The organism is Leucobacter coleopterorum (assembly GCF_011382985.1).
In the GTDB taxonomy this organism is placed as follows: domain Bacteria; phylum Actinomycetota; class Actinomycetes; order Actinomycetales; family Microbacteriaceae; genus Leucobacter; species Leucobacter coleopterorum.
Genome location: NZ_CP049933.1, coordinates 2386879 through 2407295 on the forward strand (window position 1 = coordinate 2386879; position 20417 = coordinate 2407295).

19 protein-coding genes and 4 pseudogenes are annotated in these 20417 nt (G+C 60.5%); 3 read left to right on the forward strand and 20 right to left on the reverse strand.

Annotation, left to right across the window (positions count from 1 at the left end):
• Positions 1 to 22 precede the first annotated feature (22 nt).
• The 13 genes and pseudogenes from G7066_RS11230 to prmC all read right to left on the reverse strand — a co-directional run bounded on the left by G7066_RS11230 (position 23) and on the right by prmC (position 11223).
• A complete protein-coding gene (locus tag G7066_RS11230; protein ID WP_166331153.1) occupies positions 23 to 826 on the reverse strand; it encodes a YaaA family protein in 804 nt (267 codons plus the stop codon).
• 118 nt (positions 827 to 944) lie between these two features.
• Positions 945 to 1207 (reverse strand): annotated as a pseudogene (locus G7066_RS11235) (F0F1 ATP synthase subunit epsilon).
• Positions 1208 to 1209: 2 nt separating this feature from the next.
• Positions 1210 to 2661 carry a F0F1 ATP synthase subunit beta gene (atpD, locus tag G7066_RS11240; RefSeq protein ID WP_166289899.1) on the reverse strand — a complete coding sequence of 484 codons (1452 nt, stop codon included), beginning with the start codon at positions 2659 to 2661 and terminating at the stop codon, positions 1210 to 1212.
• Between the two features lie 21 nt (positions 2662 to 2682).
• Entirely contained in the window at positions 2683 to 3573 is an 891-nt protein-coding gene (locus G7066_RS11245) for a F0F1 ATP synthase subunit gamma (protein WP_166331155.1), read from the reverse strand.
• Positions 3574 to 3652: 79 nt separating this feature from the next.
• Positions 3653 to 5281, reverse strand: coding sequence for a F0F1 ATP synthase subunit alpha (gene atpA, locus G7066_RS11250; protein WP_166331157.1), 1629 nt, complete (start codon positions 5279 to 5281; stop codon positions 3653 to 3655).
• Positions 5282 to 5335: 54 nt separating this feature from the next.
• The gene (gene atpH, locus G7066_RS11255; RefSeq protein WP_166331159.1) at positions 5336 to 6112 is read right to left on the reverse strand and encodes an ATP synthase F1 subunit delta; all 777 of its coding nucleotides are present in this window, start codon (positions 6110 to 6112) and stop codon (positions 5336 to 5338) included.
• Positions 6112 to 6666 (reverse strand): F0F1 ATP synthase subunit B, encoded by a 555-nt coding sequence (locus G7066_RS11260; RefSeq protein WP_166331161.1) that lies wholly within the window; start codon positions 6664 to 6666, stop codon positions 6112 to 6114. Before G7066_RS11260 ends, atpH begins: the two co-directional genes overlap by 1 nt.
• 33 nt (positions 6667 to 6699) lie before the next feature.
• Positions 6700 to 6927, reverse strand: coding sequence for an ATP synthase F0 subunit C (gene atpE, locus G7066_RS11265; RefSeq protein ID WP_166331164.1), 228 nt, complete (start codon positions 6925 to 6927; stop codon positions 6700 to 6702).
• 51 nt (positions 6928 to 6978) lie between these two features.
• Positions 6979 to 7802 (reverse strand): annotated as a pseudogene (gene atpB / locus G7066_RS11270) (F0F1 ATP synthase subunit A).
• A 143-nt stretch (positions 7803 to 7945) separates the two neighbouring features.
• Positions 7946 to 8422, reverse strand: a complete 477-nt coding sequence (locus G7066_RS11275; RefSeq protein ID WP_244302942.1) for a Cg1360 family ATP-synthase-associated protein — start codon at positions 8420 to 8422, stop codon at positions 7946 to 7948.
• Between the two features lie 138 nt (positions 8423 to 8560).
• Entirely contained in the window at positions 8561 to 9607 is a 1047-nt protein-coding gene (locus G7066_RS11280; RefSeq protein WP_244302943.1) for a glycosyltransferase family 4 protein, read from the reverse strand.
• Between the two features lie 2 nt (positions 9608 to 9609).
• Positions 9610 to 10275 carry an L-threonylcarbamoyladenylate synthase gene (locus G7066_RS11285; RefSeq protein ID WP_166331168.1) on the reverse strand — a complete coding sequence of 222 codons (666 nt, stop codon included), beginning with the start codon at positions 10273 to 10275 and terminating at the stop codon, positions 9610 to 9612.
• A gap of 39 nt (positions 10276 to 10314) precedes the next feature.
• Positions 10315 to 11223: a peptide chain release factor N(5)-glutamine methyltransferase gene (prmC, locus tag G7066_RS11290; RefSeq protein ID WP_166331170.1), complete on the reverse strand. Its 909-nt coding sequence runs from the start codon at positions 11221 to 11223 to the stop codon at positions 10315 to 10317.
• 123 nt (positions 11224 to 11346) lie between these two features.
• Between prmC and cysK the strand changes: the two are divergent.
• Together cysK and cysE are read left to right on the forward strand one after the other, a co-directional pair.
• Positions 11347 to 12281: pseudogene (gene cysK, locus G7066_RS11295) on the forward strand (cysteine synthase A).
• 21 nt (positions 12282 to 12302) lie between these two features.
• Positions 12303 to 12868: pseudogene (gene cysE / locus G7066_RS11300) on the forward strand (serine O-acetyltransferase).
• A gap of 6 nt (positions 12869 to 12874) precedes the next feature.
• Here the strand turns inward: cysE and G7066_RS11305 are convergent.
• The 7 genes from G7066_RS11305 to G7066_RS11335 form a co-directional block, all read right to left on the reverse strand.
• Positions 12875 to 13489, reverse strand: coding sequence for a TetR/AcrR family transcriptional regulator (locus G7066_RS11305; protein WP_244302944.1), 615 nt, complete (start codon positions 13487 to 13489; stop codon positions 12875 to 12877).
• Positions 13458 to 14306, reverse strand: coding sequence for a tyrosine-protein phosphatase (locus G7066_RS11310; RefSeq protein ID WP_166331172.1), 849 nt, complete (start codon positions 14304 to 14306; stop codon positions 13458 to 13460). Before G7066_RS11310 ends, G7066_RS11305 begins: the two co-directional genes overlap by 32 nt.
• Positions 14303 to 15151 carry a phosphonate ABC transporter, permease protein PhnE gene (gene phnE / locus G7066_RS11315; RefSeq protein ID WP_166331174.1) on the reverse strand — a complete coding sequence of 283 codons (849 nt, stop codon included), beginning with the start codon at positions 15149 to 15151 and terminating at the stop codon, positions 14303 to 14305. Before phnE ends, G7066_RS11310 begins: the two co-directional genes overlap by 4 nt.
• The gene (locus G7066_RS11320) at positions 15132 to 15986 is read right to left on the reverse strand and encodes a phosphonate ABC transporter ATP-binding protein (protein ID WP_205881440.1); all 855 of its coding nucleotides are present in this window, start codon (positions 15984 to 15986) and stop codon (positions 15132 to 15134) included. Before G7066_RS11320 ends, phnE begins: the two co-directional genes overlap by 20 nt.
• Before the next feature lie 15 nt (positions 15987 to 16001).
• Positions 16002 to 16922 (reverse strand): phosphate/phosphite/phosphonate ABC transporter substrate-binding protein, encoded by a 921-nt coding sequence (gene phnD / locus G7066_RS11325; RefSeq protein ID WP_166332043.1) that lies wholly within the window; start codon positions 16920 to 16922, stop codon positions 16002 to 16004.
• Positions 16923 to 17067: 145 nt separating this feature from the next.
• Positions 17068 to 18489, reverse strand: coding sequence for an MFS transporter (locus tag G7066_RS11330; RefSeq protein WP_166331176.1), 1422 nt, complete (start codon positions 18487 to 18489; stop codon positions 17068 to 17070).
• A gap of 63 nt (positions 18490 to 18552) precedes the next feature.
• Entirely contained in the window at positions 18553 to 19104 is a 552-nt protein-coding gene (locus G7066_RS11335; RefSeq protein ID WP_166331178.1) for a GNAT family N-acetyltransferase, read from the reverse strand.
• 200 nt (positions 19105 to 19304) lie between these two features.
• On the opposite strand from G7066_RS11335, the gene G7066_RS11340 reads away from it, so the two are divergent.
• Positions 19305 to 20357 (forward strand): LD-carboxypeptidase, encoded by a 1053-nt coding sequence (locus tag G7066_RS11340; protein ID WP_166331180.1) that lies wholly within the window; start codon positions 19305 to 19307, stop codon positions 20355 to 20357.
• Positions 20358 to 20417: the final 60 nt, after the last annotated feature.

Consider the following 20417-nt stretch of genomic DNA (forward strand, 5'->3'; position numbering starts at 1 on the left):
TCCCCTTAGACACCCGAGTATCCTATCGCGCCCCGGTAGTTGCCCGGTGATTCGCAGCTGAAGCGGGTGCCCCGAGTTCTGTTAGCAGGGTCAATTGCCCGTTCAAACCACGCCTCTTCAGATCGATTCCGGCCTCTGCGGCCCAAGCCACGAGGTCGTCTTCCCCTGAGATTTCAGGCCGCGCAACTGCGAGCCGACGCACGAGGTCTCCCTTGGCCGCTTTGTTGAAATGATTAAGCGCGCGTGCCTCCCCGTTCGGACCACGCTGAGCGACGCGCAACGACGCGCCTGCCCCGTCGGGCAGGGGCGCAAGTTCGGCATAGTCTTTTGACCGCAGGTCAAGGATCCAGCCCCGCTCCGCCCAGTCGTCATCCGCGTGGGCCACCCGCCAGGCCGCCTTGAGGCTTGTGCCAAGGCCTGGCAGGCGCGAACTTGCCGAGAGCCTGTACGCGGGGATCGGATCGCCCGCCCCAACGAGTCCAAACAACGCAGATTGCACAAGCACGTGTGTGTCGAGCCACTCGCGTGCGCCCCCGTCGAGTGTCGCAACATCAAGCGCGTCGTAAAGCACCCCCGTGTAGCGCTCGATCGCGGGCAATACGCCGCTCTCGCCGAGTTCCAGATTGTACTCAAGCTCAGCCCGGTTCTTCACCCCCAATTTGAGGGGTTTCGCCGCTGCTTCAGGCTCCCTGCTCAGAGCCTCAAGGGCCGCACGCACTCGCTCACGCGCGTCTCCCAGGGCGGAAGAGGCACGCAAGTCATTAGGAGTAAGGATCCCGGAGCCACCTACACGCTTCGTTTCAGAGGGTGGGAGCAAGATCTGCATGGGTCTCCTATCGGCGTGAGAAGTCTTGAATGGGAGATCCTGCGACCGCGCAGGATGTCGGGAAAGACAAAGGCCGTACGCTCATGGGAGCGCACGGCCTTGTCTTTATCGCTAGAGGTTAGGCAGCAACAGCAGCTTTACCAGCAACGATTGTCACGGTGTTGTGGTCGACCGAGAGGAATCCCCCGCTGCGTCCACGGCGATCTTCTCTCCGCTGGCAGTGGTCACACGAATCTCACCCTCGGCGAGGATCGCAAGCATGGGCTGGTGCCCCGCAAGAATACCGATCTCGCCTTCAGTGGTCTTCGCAATGATCTGGGTGGCAGCGCCCTCCCAGACACGTCGCTCAGCTGAGACGACACTCACGTTGAGTTCGGCCATGATTAGCCCAGTTCTTTCTGCATCTTTGCCCAGTTCTCTTCGACATCGCTGATGCCACCGACGTTGAAGAACGCCTGCTCAGCAACGTGGTCGAACTCACCCTTGGCAATAGCGTCGAACGACTCGATCGTGTCCTTGAGCGGAACGGTCGAACCCTCAACACCGGTGAACTTCTTCGCCATGTAGGTGTTCTGCGAGAGGAACTGCTGGATGCGACGTGCGCGCGCTACGGTGATCTTGTCTTCTTCAGAAAGCTCATCGACACCGAGGATCGCGATGATCTCCTGGAGTTCCTTGTTCTTCTGCAGAATCTGCTTGACCGTGGTGGCCACGCGGTAGTGGTCCTCGCCCAAGTAGCGGGGATCAAGAATACGCGAGGTTGAGGTCAGCGGATCCACAGCCGGGTACAGACCCTTCGACGCGATCTCACGCGACAGCTCGGTCGTTGCATCAAGGTGCGCGAACGTCGTGGCGGGAGCCGGGTCGGTGTAGTCATCGGCGGGAACGTAGATCGCCTGTAGCGAGGTGATCGAGTGGCCGCGGGTCGAGGTGATGCGCTCCTGGAGGATGCCCATCTCGTCGGCGAGGTTCGGCTGGTAGCCCACAGCGGAGGGCATGCGGCCAAGCAGCGTCGAAACCTCGGAACCAGCCTGCGTGAAGCGGAAGATGTTGTCGATGAAGAGCAGCACATCCTGCTTCTGCACATCGCGGAAGTACTCCGCCATGGTCAGCGCCGACAGCGCCACACGGAGACGCGTCCCCGGCGGCTCGTCCATCTGGCCGAATACAAGTGCGGTCTTGTCGAAGACGCCCGCTTCTTCCATCTCGTGGATCAGGTCGTTACCCTCACGGGTACGCTCGCCAACACCGGCGAACACGGACACACCACCGTGATCCTGCGCAACACGCTGGATCATCTCCTGGATCAGAACGGTCTTGCCAACACCGGCACCACCGAAGAGACCAATCTTTCCACCCTGTACGTAGGGGGTCAGGAGGTCGATAACCTTGATGCCGGTTTCAAAGAGCTGAGTCTTCGACTCAAGCTGATCAAAAGCGGGGGGCGTGCGGTGGATGCTCCAGCGCTCGGAAACCTCGATCTTCTCGCCGTCAGGCAGGTTCAGCACGTTGCCTGCAACGTCGAACACCTTACCCTTGGTGATGTCACCAACGGGCACCGTGATGGGGCCGCCGGTGTCAACGACATCCTGGCCACGGACGAGTCCGTCAGTCGGCTTCAGGGCGATCGCACGAACCAGGTTGTCACCGAGGTGCTGAGCAACCTCGAGAACGAGTGTGAACGACTCCTGACCCTCACCAAGGCTGATGGAGGTCTCGAGCTTGTTGTACACGGCGGGAATCGCATCGTGCGGGAACTCAATATCGACGACGGGCCCGGTTACTCGAGCGATCCGCCCGACAACCTGTGTCGCCACTGCGGCGGTTTCGGTCATGATTCTCTCTCTTCGTAGCGTTTAGCCGGACAGCGCGTCAGCGCCGCCCACAATCTCGGAAATCTGCTGGGTGATCTCTGCCTGGCGCGCATTGTTTGCGAGGCGAGTGTAGTCGCGAATGAGCGTGTCTGCGTTGTCGCTCGCGGACTTCATCGCCTTCTGCGTCGCAGCGTGCTTAGCGGCGGCCGACTCGAGCATCGCGTTGAACACGCGCGACTCGATGTAGGCGGGCAGAAGCTGCCCAAGAACTGCATCTGCGTCTGGCTCGAACTCGTACAGCGGCTCAGGCGCGTCAGTGGCCTCGGCAACACCCTCGACGATCTGCAAGGGCAGAAGTCGGTGAACCTGAGGCAACTGGCTAACCATGCTGATGAGGCGGTTGTACACAAGGTGAATCTCTTGTGCGCCGCCTTCTTCAGCCGGACGCGCGAAGACGTCAAGAAGCGCGTCAGCGACCTCTTTACCTGTCTCGAAGCCCGGGTTCTCGGTGTCACCAGTCCACACTCGCTCAGAAGCACGACGGCGGAACGAGAAGTACCCCTGGGCCTTGCGACCGATCAGGTAGTACACAACGTCTTTGCCCTCTTCGCGGAGAAGCTCACTGAGCTCCTCTGCTTCTCGCAAAACCTGCGAATTGAAAGCGCCTGCGAGGCCGCGATCCGAGGTGAAAATAACGACGGCTGCCCGCTCAACCTTCTCTGCCTCAACGAGCAGAGGGTGTTCGGTGTTCGAGTGTGTGGCGACGGCCGAGACGGCGCGAGTGATCGCGGTCGTGTAGGGCGTCGAAGCCTCAACGCGTGCCTTCGCCTTTTGAATGCGAGATGCCGCGATCAGCTCCATCGCACGGGTGATCTTCTTGGTCGTCTGGGCAGAACGAATTTTCTGCCGGTAGACCCGAAGTTGCGCTCCCATGTCTCTCCTGTTTCGGTCGGGGCTGGCTGGTTGTTAAGAGTTCGGGGTCGGTGGGGGCTTTCGCCCCCACCGGGATGCCCTACTTCTTGGAAACGACCAGCTGCTCCTGCTTGATCTCGGACTCGTCGATGGCGTCGAACTGCTCGGCCAGCGACTGTCCAGCCGAAGTGCGGAACTCGCTCTTGAACTTCTCGACCTTTGCCTCGAGTTCAGCGACGATGTCGTCATCGAGCACGTTAGTCTTGCGCAGCGTGTTCAGAGCTTCTGAGTTGCGCGACAGGTAGTCGAGGAACTCACGCTCGAAGCGGAGAATATCTTCAACCGGAACATCGTCGAGGAAGCCCTTGGTGCCGGCCCAGATCGACACGGTCTGCTCTTCAACCGGGTACGGCGTGTACTGCGGCTGCTTGAGCAGCTCGGTGAGTCGAGCACCGCGTGCAAGCTGGCGACGGCTCGTCGGATCGAGGTCGGATGCAAACATCGCGAAGGCCTCGAGCGAGCGGTACTGAGCAAGCTCAAGTTTGAGCGTGCCGGAGACCTTCTTGATCGACTTCACCTGAGCGTCGCCACCAACACGAGACACCGAGATGCCCACATCAACGGCGGGGCGCTGGTTCGCGTTGAAGAGGTCGGACTGCAGGAAGATCTGGCCGTCGGTGATCGAGATCACGTTGGTCGGAATGTATGCAGAAACATCGTTTGCCTTGGTCTCGATGATCGGCAGACCGGTCATCGAACCCGCGCCGAGCTCGTCGGAGAGCTTTGCACAACGCTCCAGCAGGCGCGAGTGCAAGTAGAAGACGTCACCGGGGTAAGCCTCGCGGCCCGGCGGACGACGCAGCAGTAGCGATACCGCACGGTAGGCCTCAGCCTGCTTGGAGAGATCATCAAAGATGATGAGAACGTGCTTGCCGTCATACATCCAGTGCTGGCCAATTGCCGAGCCGGTGTAGGGAGCAAGGTACTTGAAGCCTGCGGGGTCTGAAGCGGGAGAAGCCACGATCGTGGTGTACTCCATGGCACCAGCGTCTTCGAGCGCGCCCTTCACAGAGGCGATCGTCGAGCCCTTCTGGCCGATAGCAACGTAGATGCAACGCACCTGCTTAGTGACGTCGCCGGATTCCCAGTTCGCCTTCTGGTTGATGATGGTGTCGATCGCGATAGCTGTCTTACCGGTCTGGCGGTCACCGATGATCAGCTGGCGCTGGCCGCGGCCGACTGGGATCATGGCGTCAATCGCCTTGATGCCCGTCTGCAGCGGCTCGTGAACCGACTTACGCTGCATAACGCCGGGCGCCTGCAGTTCGAGTGCACGACGCCCCTCGATGTTTGCGATCTCACCAAGGCCGTCAATCGGCTTACCGAGTGGATCAACCACGCGACCGAGGTATCCCTCGCCCACTGGCACCGAGAGTACCTCACCGGTGCGGGTGACGGGCTGGCCCTCTGCGACGTCGGTGAACTCACCGAGCACCACAACGCCGATTTCGTCTTCGTCAAGGTTCTGAGCAAGGCCGAGCGTGCCGTCTTCAAAGCGGACAAGCTCGTTTGCCATTACGCCGGGAAGTCCAGCAACGTGTGCGATGCCGTCAGCGGCGTCAACAACGGTGCCGACCTCGGTCTTGTCAGCCTGCGCCGGTTCGTATGACGCAGCGAAGTCTTTCAGCGCGTCACGGATCTCGTCCGGGCTGATTGAGAGTTCTGCCATTTCGTTTCCTCTGTCTGTTCCGGAGGTTTCGCCTCCGGTATTTGAAGTAAAGGCCTAAGCCGCGAGCTGCTGTCGGAGGTCGTCCAGGCGTGCCCGAACGCTGCCGTCGATCACGTCGTCGGCGAGCTGAATGCGCACACCGCCGAGGAGTTCAGGATCAATCACAGTCGTGACCTTAACCGGGCGACCTGCGGATTGCTCTAGAAGGCGAGCCAATCGATCCTGCTGTTCCGTGGAAAGCTGAGCTGCGACGGTAACCGTTGCGAGTTCGAAGCCTTCTTGATCGGCGGCGACCCGAGCTGCCTGACGCAGTGCTACGTCAAGGCGACGACCACGCGGGTTGGCAGCCAAGTGGCTGACAACCGAGATGGCGGAGGCCGAGGCCTTATCCGCGAGCAGTCGCTGTACGAGGCTGACCTTACCTTCTGCCTCGATCAACTTGCTGCCGAGGCTGAGCTGAAGCTCGTGGCTGCGATCAACCAGATCTGCCACCGCGAGCAACTCTTCAGGTAGTTCGGCATTGGCGAGAGCCTCGGCACGAAGGCCAAGCTCTTCGACACCGGCGACAAACTCGTCGGTGTTTGACCAAGCTTCAGTGACCGCTGCGACGAGAACGCCACGCGCGCCAGCTGAGAGCGAACCGAATAGGCGCTCCACAAGCTGGGTCTTGCTCTCGGTTGTTGCCGAAGCATCACCCAGCACAGCTACGAGAGCGGGTGCCTTTGCGATGCGGTCGGCAGCCTCAAGCAATTCGCTGCCGGCAGTCTTGCTCAGCCGTCCCTGCAGTGAAGCCCGGGCCTTGGCGAGAGCCTCGCGTGACGCGCTGCCCATTACTTGGCTGCCTTCTCTGAAGCTTCGAGATCAGCGAGGAAGCGATCAACAAGCGCGGAGGCCTTCTGATCGTCCGAGAGAGACACACCGACAACGCCCGAGGCGAGGTCGATTGCGAGCGATCCGACATCCTTGCGCAGTGAGACAGCGGCGCTCTGGCGCTCTGCCTCGATCTGGGCCTGGGCGGCCTGGGTGATGCGTGCCTGCTCGACAGTCGCATCTTCCTTGGCCTTTGCCACGATCTTGGTGGCGTCGGAGCGAGCTGAATCGCGGATCTCGCCAGCTTCCTGGCGAGCACCTGCGAGCTGCGCGGTGTACTCCTGCAGCGCGGCCTCGGCCTTAGCCTGTGCCTCGTCTGCCTTGGCGATATTACCTTCGATGGCTTCTGCACGTGCGTCGAGCATCGCCGTGAGCTTCGGAAGGAAGATCTTCCAGAACGCAACGAGAATGATGACGAAGCAGACTGCCGACCAGACGATGTCGTATGTAGCAGGAAGTAGCGGGTTTTGAACCGCACCTTCCTCAGCAGCGGCAAAGATCACTGCGTTGAGCATCAGTGCCTCCCTTTCGAGACTTGAGGAGGTGGACTAGTTCGTGAAGATGAAGTAGGTAGCGATACCGATCAGCGCGAGCATCTCGGTGAAGGCGATACCGATCCACATCAGGACCTGGAGACGTCCAGCGAGCTCGGGCTGACGAGCAACACCCTCGATCGTCTTGCCAACAACGATACCCACGCCGATTGCGGGGCCGATAGCAGCGAGACCGTAACCGACGGTTGCGATGTTGCCATTGATTTCAGCGAGAACAGACACAGTGTGTGTTTCCTTCCGTATTTGAGTGCGGCGGAGGCCGAACCCGATTGGTTAGTGCTCTTCAGCCAGCGCGAGCTGGATGTAGACAGCGGTGAGAAGTGTAAAGACGTAGGCCTGCAGCGCGGCGACCAGAATCTCAAAGAGAGTGAAGGCGAAGCCAAAGGCAAAGGTGCCAACACCGAACAGCTTGAAGATACCGTCTGCGCTGAAGAGGAAGAACTGCGTCGCGGCGAAGAAGAGCACCAACAGGAGGTGACCGACGAGCATGTTCATGAGGAGTCGAAGCGCGAGGGTGATCGGACGCATGATGAACGTCGAAAGAAACTCGATCGGGGTCACGATGATGTACATGACCCAAGGCACACCGGCAGGGAACAGCGAGTTCTTGAAGAAGTTGCCCGGGCTCTTCTTAATACCCGCGTACATAAACATGACGTAGGAGATCACGGCGAGCACAATCGGGAAGCCGACAACCGACGAACCAGCAATGTTCATGAACGGTATGATGCCCGTGATGTTGAAGGCCAGGATCAAGAAGAACATGGTCATCAAAAGCGGCAGGAACCGGCGACCATCTTTTTTGCCGAGGAGATCCTCGGCAATGTTGATGCGCACGAAGTCCATCGCCATTTCGGTGAGGGACTGTCCACGGGTCGGGATCACGCGCATACGGCGGGTTCCGAGCCAGAAAAGTACGAGCAGCACCACAGTCATGATGATGCGGATGAGCATGATCCGGTTAATTTCGAAGGGGTGCCTTCAAACCAGAGCGCCTCGGGATAGAACTCGCTCAGAGACGGTGGGTGAAACTCACCATCCCCAGATGCCAGCAGACTGGAGGTCACGAATTGCGTAGCGTTTGCGAACAGCGCCATTCTCCTGATTCGGGGTACAGCTCAAGTCTGCACTTCGTCGAACGATGGTCGTGCCCCCGGCACTTCTAGACACACCACTATTCAGCGGCCTGGCAGGGACAAGCACAATCCTAACAATGTTTTGAGGCCAAACGAAACCGAAATCAGGATTCGGGTGCGTCAGAAACGTAAGGAATGCGCGATTTTGCAACCACCAGCACGTCAATGATCACTGAAACCAACACTCCAGAGATGATCCCAAAGAACATAATCGTCGGATCAAGCCAGGGCTGATCACGCAGAAGAACAACAGCGACGATAAACCCGATGAACTTCACGACCCAAGATCCCAGCACAACACTGAAGAAAATAATGATGTACGAGGGGCTCTCGATGAAGCGGTTCGCGAAGGCGATACTGCCGACGGTAATTCCGAGCAGCACACCACCAATTGCGGCGCCAAGCACCCCGCCAACGAGCCCACGGGAGTCGGCTACGAGCCATCCAATCACAGCGAACACCACAATGAGCGCGACGGTGGCAATGATGCCCCAACGCAGCGCACGCAGCAGGATCGGCTGGGAGGTGGGCATCGTCCCGGTTCCCGATTCATTCGATTCGGGCAGCACGGGGTTAGTCACTCGACGTTCCTTTCGTTTGCGGGCCCGGTAGGGGCTCCGCGATCTTCTTTGGTTTTGCGCGCTTCAACGTTATCAAGCCGCGCTGGGCGGCCGCGTCACGCACCCGCTCGGCTGGGTAGAGCAATATCAGCAAGGTCGCTACTCCCCAACGACGAGCACAATAATCGGCCAGAGAAAGGCCTGTGTCGTAAACACGAGCAACATGGCCACGGAGAGCACCGCAGTGCCGAGGTAGAAGATCAGCACAGCCTGCAGCGGCGAGTGGCCCATATCGAGCAATCGGTGGTGCAGGTGAAGGCGATCCGCAGTGAACGGACTCTTGCCCGCTTTCAGACGCCGGATCACGGCGAGCGAGAAATCAATGAGCGGCAACGCGAGGACGGCAATCGGAAGAATGATCGGCACATAGCTCGCCAGAACAAGCTTCATGTCGAGATCGGCGGGGTTAAGCTGCCCGGTAACTGAAACAGTAGAAGTAGCCATAAGCAGCCCCACGAGAAGCGCGCCTGTGTCTCCCATGAACATGCGCGCTCTGTGCCAGTTGAACGGGATAAAACCGACACATATACCAACGACAATCGCAGCGATGAGGCTCGCGAACGTCACCGATTCAAGTCCGGCTGCCTGTGCGCTGAGCATTCTGGTGTAAACAAAAAATGCCGAGTTGGCGATAATCGCAACTCCCGCTACTAAGCCGTCAAGTCCGTCAACGAAATTTACCGCGTTCATAACGAGTGTCATAAGGAACACGGTGATAACGAAGTTCACCGCTGGCGAAGCAATGAACACAGTGTTGCCCACTGGCAACGACACGATCTGCAGGCCGTTCCAAGCAAGCAATCCGGTTGCAATGAGCTGAGCCGCAAGCTTGATCATCCAGTCCAGGTCGAGCAAGTCGTCAAGAATGCCAACTCCCGCAACGATGGCGCAGGAGCCAATGAGCGCCCAAATTTCATTGGTGCCCTCAAAAAGTGGGGCAAACTCGCTCTGGGTTGCGGCGATCCCGAACGCCGCAAACACCCCCAGCAACATCGCGATGCCACCAAGCCGGGGCGTGGGTGTGCTGTGCACATCGCGCGCTCTCACCTCGGGCGCGAGTTTGAAGCGTTGGCTGACACGGAGCACCACAAATGATGCCGCCGCAGTCACAACCGCCGCAATCAAAAACGCTATGAGATAGGGCATAGTTAGGCTTCCATCGCCACCTCGGGCAGCAACTCAGCGATCGCCTCACGAGTCACGGCTCCCTGACGCAAAATGCGCAGTGTGCCGCCCTCTTCAGTGAGCTTGGTTGCATCGATGATCGTGGAAGCGAGACCTTCCCCGTCGCTCTCCCCCGCCTCGAGGTAGACGGCAACCGAATCCCCGAGCATTTGACGGGCGGCCTCGGCGGTTCGCCCTGCCGGTTCGCCGTTTCTATTTGCCGACGAGACCGCGAGGGGACCAGTTTCCCGCAGCAGTTCAAGGGCAAGGGGGTGATTCGGGATCCGCAGCGCCACCGTACCGCCGGTGTCACCGAGATCCCAGCTCAGCGACGGGTTCGCCTGCGTAATGATGGTGAGCGCACCGGGCCAGAAGGCCTCAGCGAGCTGGGTCAAAGGTGTTGTGACCTCGGCCGCGAGCGCTGCAAGTGTCTCCGAGTTTGGGATCAGGACCGGCGGTGGCGACTGTCGGCCACGCCCCTTCGCGTCAAGCAAACGTTGCACAGCCTCAGGGCTGAATGCATCGGCTGCAACGCCGTAGACAGTGTCCGTTGGTATCACAACGAGTTCACCCCGCCCGAGGGTATGCCGCGCGGTGCGGGTGCCCGAAAGCAGTTGGGAACTATCAGAGCAGTCAAACACCTCGGCCATAACTCGCAAGTTTAGGGCACGTTGCTTATGTAAACCCCGCTAAACCTCATCGAGAATGGCAGTTGTTGTGCGGTCTCGTCCGGTGAGGTCCGGGTGGGTGGCGGCTGCGTGCCAGCCAGCAGCGGTCAGCAGCCTCTGGATTGCCGCACCCTGGGTTTCCGCATGCTCCAACACGAGGAGGCCGCCAGGCAGCAACAGACGCTGAGCCACACGACTGATGATGCGCACGATATCAAGGCCGTCGGCGCCGCCGTAGAGCGCTAGTTCGGGGTCGTGGTCACGAACTTCAGGGTCCCGGGGCACCATGTCTGCGGGAACGTATGGCGGGTTCGAAACGAGCACATTGACCCGACCCCGCAACGGCGTAAAGGCTCGACCAAGCTGCGTGGATTCCCAGTCTGGGCGGTCGAGGTCAGCGATGTCACCGAGCAGCAACTCGACGCGGCCATCTCCGAGGTCACCCACATTACGACTCGCCCAAGCGTGTGCCTCCACACTCTTCTCGACGGCCCACACACGAGTGTGGGGCACCTCTTGTGCGAGCGACAGGGCAATGGCGCCGCTGCCGGTGCAGAGATCCACAGCGATGGGTTCTGCATCCTGCACTTGTTGCAGAGCATCAATCACGAACTGCGCGACAGACTCTGTTTCTGGCCTCGGGATAAAGACACCGGGCCCGACAGCAAGCTCGATACCGCGAAATGGCGCCTTCCCGGTGAGATGCTGAAGCGGCACACGATAGGCACGCTCCCCCGAGAGACCACGAATGGTGTCGGCCTGCTGCTCAGTAATTTCAGAGCCCATCACCGCGAGCGCCTGCACACGACCACGGGGTTCTCGCAGCACGTGTCCAACAATGAGCTCGGCGTCGGCTGCCGGATCCTCAATGCCGGCGTCAGCCAGTTCAGCGCGGATTTCTTTGAGCAGTGCGTTCAAGTCGTGTGTCACCGCTCAACTCTGCCACACTCACGGTCATGCTTCGTCACAGTACATAACATGGGAATAATCCTCAGATAAGCTGACGCTATAGTTTGTGAAGGATTTTTGGTCGAGCACTCGAAGGAGCCTCTCATGGCAAGGACGTACGAAAACATTACGCAAGCATTCGGCAACACCCCGCTGGTGCGGCTGAATCGCGTCACTGACGGGGCGACTGCTGATGTCTACGCGAAGCTCGAGTTCTACAATCCGGCGGGTAGTGTCAAGGATCGTATCGGCATCGCCATCATCGATGCTGCCGAAGCTTCAGGCGACTTGAAGCCGGGCGGCACGATCGTCGAGGGCACGAGCGGCAACACTGGAATCGCGCTCGCGTTTGTCGGGGCCGCCCGCGGCTACCGCGTGATCCTGACCATGCCCGAGACCATGAGCGTTGAGCGCCGCAAGCTTCTTGCCGCGTACGGCGCAGAGATTGTGCTCACTGAGGGGCCACTCGGCATGAAGGGTGCGGTCGCCAAGGCCGAAGAGATTGCCGCGAACACCCCCGGGGCTGTGCTCGCGAAGCAGTTCGGCAACCCCGCGAACCCGGCGATTCACCGCGCCACCACAGGGCCCGAGATCTGGAACGACACTGACGGCACCGTCGACATTTTTGTGGCGGGGATCGGCACCGGGGCACCATTACCGGAGCGGGTGGCTATCTCAAGGAACAGAACCCGAACGTCAAGGTCATCGCGGTTGAGCCCGTCGACTCGCCACTGCTGACCGAGGGCAAGGCTGGCCCCCACAAGATTCAGGGTCTGGGTGCCAACTTTGTGCCCGACATTCTGGATCGCGACGTCTACGACGAGGTCATCGACGTGACGCTCGCCGATTCCATCGCGAAGGCTCGTGCGCTCGGCACCGACGAGGGTATCCTCGCGGGCATCTCGGGTGGCGCTGCTGTATGGGCCGCGACCGAGATTGCAAAGCGTCCCGAAAACGCTGGCAAGAAGATCGTTGTGGTTGTGCCAGACTTTGGCGAGCGCTACTTCTCGACGGTGCTGTTCGAGGATCTGGCGGTTTAGTTTCAACTTTAGAAGGACGATGTGAGCATTTTTTCTCGCATTCGCGAAGACATCTCAGCGGCCCGCGCGCACGATCCAGCAGCGCGCGGACCGCTTGAGGTGTTTTTTGTGTACTCCGGGCTCCACGCGGTGTGGTGGCATCAGGTGTCTCACAAGCTGTGGAATCGCGGCTTCCGCTTTTTGCCGCGCGCCATCTCTCAGATTGTCAGGTTCTTTACCGGGATTGAGATCCACCCGGAGCAACCATAGGCCGTCGCTTGTTCATCGATCACGGTATGGGTGTGGTGATCGGCGAGACCGCGATCGTTGGCGACGACGTGCTCATTTACCACGGGGTCACACTCGGCGGTACCGGCCACCACGGTGGTAAACGCCACCCCACGATTGGGGATCGCGTGATCCTTGGGGCTGGTGCGAAGCTGCTTGGCAATATAGAACTCGGCCACGACAGCGCCGTGGGCGCAAACGCGGTTGTGGTTCACTCTGCTCCCCCGTGGACGACGCTCGTGGGAATCCCGGCTCACGGTCGCCCTCGCCGCGGCGCACCGGCCGAGATGCCGGACGCCGCGGACTTTTACGTAATTTAAGCATCGTCACGCGAGCATGCCGCGCCAGACAACTCTGAGCGCGGCTTGGCAGCGGTCACGTGTTGCGGACTCACTCAGCGAGTCTCCTCGCACCACGATCTGATAGTAAAACACGCCGGTCATCAGATCGCTGCAGGCGTCGAAGTCGAGATCCGCTCGCAGTTCACCTCTCGCCACTCCTTCCCGCAAGAGCTCCAGGAGGCCTGCTCGACGGCGAGTGATGTGATGTGTCCAGTAGGTCTGCTGAAGCTCACGATCCACAAGTGATAACCGCAACCTCGTGCGCAGTCTCTCTTCGGAGTACCCGGCCTCTGCATCATCACTTAATAACGCCTCGAGTAGATTCTCTAAAAGGTCCCCTGAAAGGCTGATGCCGTAAGGGGTACGACCGCGGTCCAGAGCCGCTGCGATGAGCTCGGTTACCCCGGGCCACCGGCGGTAGATCGCGGCCTTGCTTACCCCGCTCGTCTCAACAACGCGCCGCACAGAAATGGTCTCGCCCGATTCCAGCAACTGCGAGACAGCCTCAAGCACACGCTCACCGAGCATCTGGGTTCGAGGCCTTCCCGGGCGGCGCTCAACCGAGGTATCAGCCACGCTCTGGCGCAAGCGCTCGTTCACGAAGGGCGTCAACGAGCGTGTCAGTGAGGCCCCCGACGCGCAACGGCTCAAGCGGATCACCGTGACGCTCAGTGAGCGTATCGAGCGCCTCGCGCATCGGCGCATCGGAGAACACTTTGCGGGTCGCCGCTCGGGCGGCCTCATTGAGGTCAAACCCCATGCGCTGAACAAGCGGAGCAAGCACGGGCGAAATGCGTATCTGAATGGCTTCGGAGTTAGCCCCCGTGGCCACATAGTCGGCAACGACGCTTTCCCGGCTCGCGCCGAGCGCTAGCAGCAGCGAAGCTGCCAGCACGCCCGTGCGATCCTGCCCTGCGGCACAGTGGAACGCGACGGCCCCCGGCGCATGAGCAATCACCGCGAGCGCAGTCACGATTTGCGGGGCGGCAGTTTCAAACATGCGCAGGTACATGGGCCCATAGGAACTTTGATCCATCATGGTGTTGCGACTCTCGGTGCCGTCCGAGCCGCTGGCCTTCTCGACCGCGCTCCCGATACTCGCCATGAGTGGCACATGATGGTAGCTCACTGCGCTTTGTTCGCCAAGCGGGCCTCGCCCGGTAATATCGAGCTCGTCTTGCGAACGCAGATCGATCACGGCCCGCAATCCGCCACTCACGAGCCCTTCGACATAGCCCGCACTTGCCGTCGCGAGGTCATCAGCGCGGATCGCGAACCCCTCGCGCACCCGTCCGCCCCACATCGGGATGCCACCCAAATCTCGCAGGTTGACGGGTGGGGTGAGTGGGATCGCGCGCGATCCCACAGTTGCGCTTTCGTGCAGCGAGCGTGCGGTGACACTGTCAATGAGGGTCATGTGATCTTCCTTCGAATAATGGCGCTCAGTTGATCAATGACGGTCACGAGCACAATGATGCAGATAACGATGGCGCTGAGGTGACCGTAGTCATACATCTTCATTGCCGTGGTGAGTTCGAGGCCTATGCCTCCGGCACCCACCATGCCGAGGATCGTCGCGCCGCGCACATTGCCCTCAAAGAGTAGGAGTGTGTACGACACGAGAAGCGGAGCAGCCTGTGGGAGCACTCCGTACTGGGTGACCTGGCGAGGAGACGCTCCCACCGCGCGCATCGCGGTCATCGGTCCGTCGTCAACGGACTCCATCGCCTCGGCGAAGACCTTGCCGATCGAACCGATCGATCCAACTGTCATTGCGAGAATGCCTGCGAAGGGTCCGAGCCCGACCGCCGAGACAAACATCAGCGCAAACACCAGGTCAGGCAAGGATCGGATCACGTTCATCAGCCAGCGCGTCGGGTAGTACAGCCATTTCGGCGCAATGTTGGATGCTGCACCAAACGCAACAAACAGCGACAGCACCGCTCCCAGCGCCGTGCCAACAACCGCCATCTGTAGGGTTTCGATCAGCAACGACACGATAGTGCCGATTTTCTCCCACGTCGGCGGAAACATGCGTGAGACGAAGGTCATCATGTTGACAGATCCCTCGCCGAGCTTGGCAAAGTCGAACTTTGCCCCGACAAACGACCAGACGAGGATCAGCACAACCAGTGGCAACCCGAGCATAAAACGTGCGCGTGGCGCCCGGAACGCGCGCTCGAGCCGTACTCGCTCGGCAGCATCGAGCTGAGGGTGCTGGGGGGTATTCTTCCGATCCGTGTCAGGCTGCGAGAGCACCATCTAGGTCTCCTTCCTCAGCGTCATGGTCATAGAGCGGTTGGAGAATCGCTGCATCCAGCTGACGGGTGGGCGCCGAGACGAGCACCTCGCCATGACGTAACCCAACAATGCGGTCGGAGTGCTGCAGCGCGAGCGGCAGCACGTGGAGACTCACCAGCACGGGAATGCCGTCTTCCCTGGCAATCTGGTGCAGCAGTTCAAGCACCGCTTGAGACATCTTCGGGTCGAGCGACGCGACCGGTTCATCAGCGAGAATCAGCTTTGGGCTCTGCATCAGGGCTCGAGCGATGGCGACCCGCTGCTGCTGGCCTCCTGAAAGCGTTCGGGCCTGATCCTTCGCTTTGTGCGCGATCCCGACCCGATCCAGTAGCTCCAACGCCCGCTTGCGATGCGCGCTCGTAAAGCCGCCGACAAGATTCAATGGCCCCGCGTTGTGCAGAGCTCCCGTCAACACATTAGTGAGCACACTCAATCGCCCAACGAGGTTGAACTGCTGGAACACCTGACCGACCGATGCCCGCACGTCGCGCAGTTGACCACGCTGCAGGTTCTTGAGATCGAACCCCACCACCCGAGCTTCGCCACCGCTAACGGGAGCAAACCCGGTGAGGCTCTTCATGAGCGTTGACTTACCAGATCCCGAAGAACCAAGCAGGGCGACCATCTCACCCGCAAAGAGTTCCAGGTCGACCCCGTCGAGCACTAGAGGGTCATCACCGTAAGCAACCTTGAGGTTGCGCACCGAGACGAGAGGCAACTGCTGCCTGGGATCTCCAGTGCTGGAGACCGTGTTGTGCGCGTCGCGAGCCACGGGTTTGCTCAGTGTCATAGACATCGTTGATCCACCTGCCTATTTGAGGTCCGAGATGTCAACGCCAGCGATTGCGGCGATGTCGACGAACGGCTGGAACATCTCCTTTTCCGGTTCGAGAACCGGTTCGGTGCCCTGCATCGCCTCCATCATCGCTCCGAGACGCTTGCGGTTTTTCTCGGTGAAAACCTCGGGTAGCCCTTTCAGAAGCAGGTCACGCTTGTCGGCTGCGAGGTTCTGGTCGGCCAGCACCGCCACCGAAACCGGCATCGAGGCGCTCTCACCGATCGACCGGGTTTCCCCCTTTTCAAAGGGGAACATTGCGTTGCCTTCGCCAGCCATCTTCGGGAAAATTGTTGAGGTGCAAGCGACATCTGCTTGCCCTTCCTTGAGCGCGGTAAAGCTCATGTCGTGCCCACCAGAGAACATGCCCTTGTAGTCTTTGTCTTTTTCAAGGCCTGCCTCATGCAGCATCGCCACCGGCATGAAGTATCCCGAGCTCGAAGCCGGGTCCGCGAACGCAACCACTGTTTCGGGAGTGATGTCTTTGAGCGTCTTGAGCTTCGAGTTGTTCAGCACCAGACAGGTTGACACCGGTTCGTCGTTGCCGGGCCAGGCGATGAGCGCGTCGACCTCACCAGTGTTGACGGCGAGGGCAGACGGAAAACCGCTCATAAACCCGATGTCGACGTGGTGATTGCGGATGGCTTCAACGACCGCGGTGTAGTCGGGCACGTCTACGATTTCGACATCACGGCCGGTTTCTTCTCCAACAAGAGCCGCGAAAGCCTTAATCGGGTTCTCTGCAGTAGGGTCGTCGCCGAGGGGTGTCGCCGCAAAGGTGATCGGCGAGTTCGGGTCAGAGGCTGTCGGGTCGGCCTCTGCGGGGCTCGAACACGCGGTGAGTGCGAGGGCGCCAATGGCAAGGATTCCGAGGGCGCTCGTGGAACGGATACGCATAGGTGTGCCTTTCGGGGAGGCGGGTTTTCCCGCTGTGGTGTCGAAAATTGCGACACTCACAGCACACCAGTTGAAGGTGTCCGGTAATTACGAGAACGGCATACTCGGAATAGAACGAATAATGAACAGTCGTTGAACTCGTGAGCTAGCGCAGCTTGCGGCCGTGTTCCTGCATCCAGCGTCTGGTCTTGCGCTGCTCCACCACAATCATTGTGAGCCCCAGCGCCCAGAGTGGGATCTGAACGGCGAACGCTACTTTAAACGCACCGAGCGAGTAATGCTCGGGTGATCCTGCACCCTGCCAGTCGAGCACAAGACCGATAAACAAAATCACAAGCAGCGAGGCAGTAAACCCGGCCGTATTGACGAGACCGGTACCGAACCCGGCGAAACTGCGAGGTGTGTGGGACCGCGACACTTCAAACGCGATCATGGAGGCAGGACCACCCAGGGGCATCACCACGAGCAACACGATCAACAGCCAGACAGGCGGTGTACCTGCCCAGAGGATCACGGCGACCCAAGCGGCAGCGATTGCGAGCGTAATACCGACGTTGATCCACACCCTGCGCTCAATAAAGCGGGAGCTCATTGGGCCGAGGATCAACCCGGCAAACATCGATGACAGCACCGTAAGCGAGAGCAGACCACTCGCAGCGGCGGGGCTAAGCCCCACACCACCCGTAAGAAACGGAGTGCCCCACAGCAGCAAAAACACGTTGGCGGCAAACGGGGAGGTGAAGTGAACCCAGTACGAAAGCCGCACGCCAGGCAGACTCAACAGACGCCGGGTCTTCACCCAGAACCTCACCGGGGCGTCCCAGACGCGCTTCGGTTTGGGGCGAGCGGCGTCACTGGCCTGGATAGCCATCATTTCTGTGGCGGGAGGTCCGATAAGCGAGGTGCCGGTGGTCGGCGAGGTGGCCAGCGAACGCGCTTCGTTGGTGAGTCGCCCTCGACGCCCGGTCATACGTTCAAAGGCGGTTCCCTCGCCGGGCCGATCCCGCAGCACAACAGTGGCAAGCAGGGTGACCAGCAGGCCTGTTGCCGCGATCCCGCCAAAACCTGTCATCCAGCCGAAAGAACTCACGGCCCAGGCGAGTGGAATCACCGAAATAAGCTGCCCCGCTTGTCCGATGAGCCCTGTGAGCTGCCCGAGAGTCGCAAGCTGACGCAGTGCAAACCACTCCGGTAGCAACCGCATCACGCTAATAAAGGTGCACGCATCCCCTGCCCCGACGAGTATGCGGGCGAGGATCGCGAGGCGCACGTCGGCGACGGTCGCCATGACCACCTGCCCGACAATCATGAGCACACCACCCGACAAGATCAACACCGTCGAACCCCATCGGTCGAGCATGACCCCAACAGGGATCTGCAGGCCCGCATACACAATCAGCTGGATCACGGGGAACGCCGCGAGTGTGGTTGCGTCGATACCAAAGTGATCCTGCGCCGCAGGACCAAGCGCCGCGAGCGAGGAGCGGTTGATAATCGCAACCGCGTACGCGATGGCCGCAACGCCCCAGACCACCCACGGGAGCAGGGGTCTGGTGGCGGTTCGCATTCTGGCCATCTTACTCCGCTCGGTCGCCGCTCGGGGTCCCGCCTGTCATTCACCGCAATCGGGTCAGTCACGGGGTGGGAGCGGCGGGCCTTCTGGAAAGTCGCTGCGAGTGAGATCCATGAAGAGCGCGTCTTCAAGTTGTCCCCCCGAACGCACCTGATAGTCCCGCAGAATGCCAATGCGCCGGAAACCAAGACGCTCGTAACTGCGGATCGCACCAGCGTTGTTTGAATTTGGATCGAGGGTGACGCGCGTGATCCCGTCGGCGAACTCGCTGCGGATCGCGAGCGCGAGGGCTTCCTCGCCGATGCGGCGGCCACGAAAGCGGGTGCCGAGGAACAGATGCATGACCGTCGTCGGATACTCTGGGTCATCTCCCCGCAGCACAAACATGGCGCCCGCGCATTCCCCCTCGACCTCGATGATGCGGGTGATTTCTGGCTCATCGATGAACTCTTTTTGCACCCGCTCCGGGGTATAGCCAACCCACCACAGCGATACCTCGGGTTCGGCGAGAATTGCGGTGAGCGGGGCAAGATCACCGCTGTGCGGGGTTCGGAGTGTGACAAGTGGGCCGACGAGCGGGGCGTTGACCTTTGTAGATGCGTCTGACATGGATTCAGCGTAGCTGGTGGGTGAGGTGTTCGGGAGTCCTTTCTACAGAGTGCACCCCTTGCCAGCGAGTGCACCACTTACCCACCTGTTGGAAAGGGGTGCATTCGTCGCTAACCTGGACACTCACGGGAAGAAATGGCGACAGTCGGGTCGGCGGGAGCAGAGGAGCCGGGTCAGCCATAGCCGGATAGGGTGACGGTATGAGTTCTCGCGCTTTCGTCGCCCTTCCAAAAGCGTCGCCCGGTGATCGGGTCGCGATCCTCTCCCCCGCGTTTGCCGCACCCGCGGTGTCGGCGGCAGTGCACGAACAGGCGATGGTGCGCCTACACGAAATGACGGGGTTGATCCCCGTCGAATCCCCAACCACACGCCAGCTTGGTGCGAGCGCGGAGGCACGGGCAGCCGATTTCACAGCGGCGTTCGCCGACCCGAGCATCAAGGCGGTGCTCGCGACGGTCGGAGGTGACGACCAAATAACCGTGGTTCCCCACATTGACCAGCGGGTGCTCGCGGCAAACCCCAAGCCGTTCCTCGGCTACAGTGACAACTCAAATCTGCACAATCTGCTGTGGCGACTGGGGGTGCCAAGTTACTACGGTGGATCCACGCAGGTACACCTTGGTGCGGGACCTGGGATCGATGAGGTGCACCTGCGTTCGCTTCGAGCAGCGCTGCTCGATGGCGGAAGGATCCAGCTCACTGAGCCCGGTGAAGCGGAGGACTTTGGTATTGACTGGGCGGATCCCCGGGCGCTTCACGGTTTTGGTGTTCGTCAGGCCACCGAACCTTGGGGGTGGGCGGGGCCAGAGCGCGTCGCTGAGGGCCGCAGCTGGGGTGGCTGCATCGAGGTCATCGACCAGCTCGCGATTGCAGGTCGCCTGCCCTCAGCGGTCGACCTGAAAGGCGCTATCTTGCTGCTCGAAACAAGCGAGGTGCTGCCGGATGCAGACCAGGTAATGCGTTGGGTTCGCGCCCTCGGTGAGCTGGGCATTCTTGAGGTTGTCGCCGGAGTCATGGCGGCGAGGCCGCCCGTGACCAGTCTGACCGTATCGAACCTGTCAGCGGAAGAACAGGCCGAGCGTCGCAATGCCCAGCGCGACAGCATCATCGAACAGGTCACCCGCTACAACCCCGAAGCGGTGATCTGCGTCGGGGTGCCGTTCGGGCACACAAGGCCTCAATGGATCGTGCCCCACGGGGGCAACATTCGCCTCGATGGCACCACCCAAACGGTGACCGCCGACTACAGTTAGCCAGACCCCAGGTCAAATCCCAAGCGAGAGCTCACTTTTGCATGATCTGCCCGTGCAGAA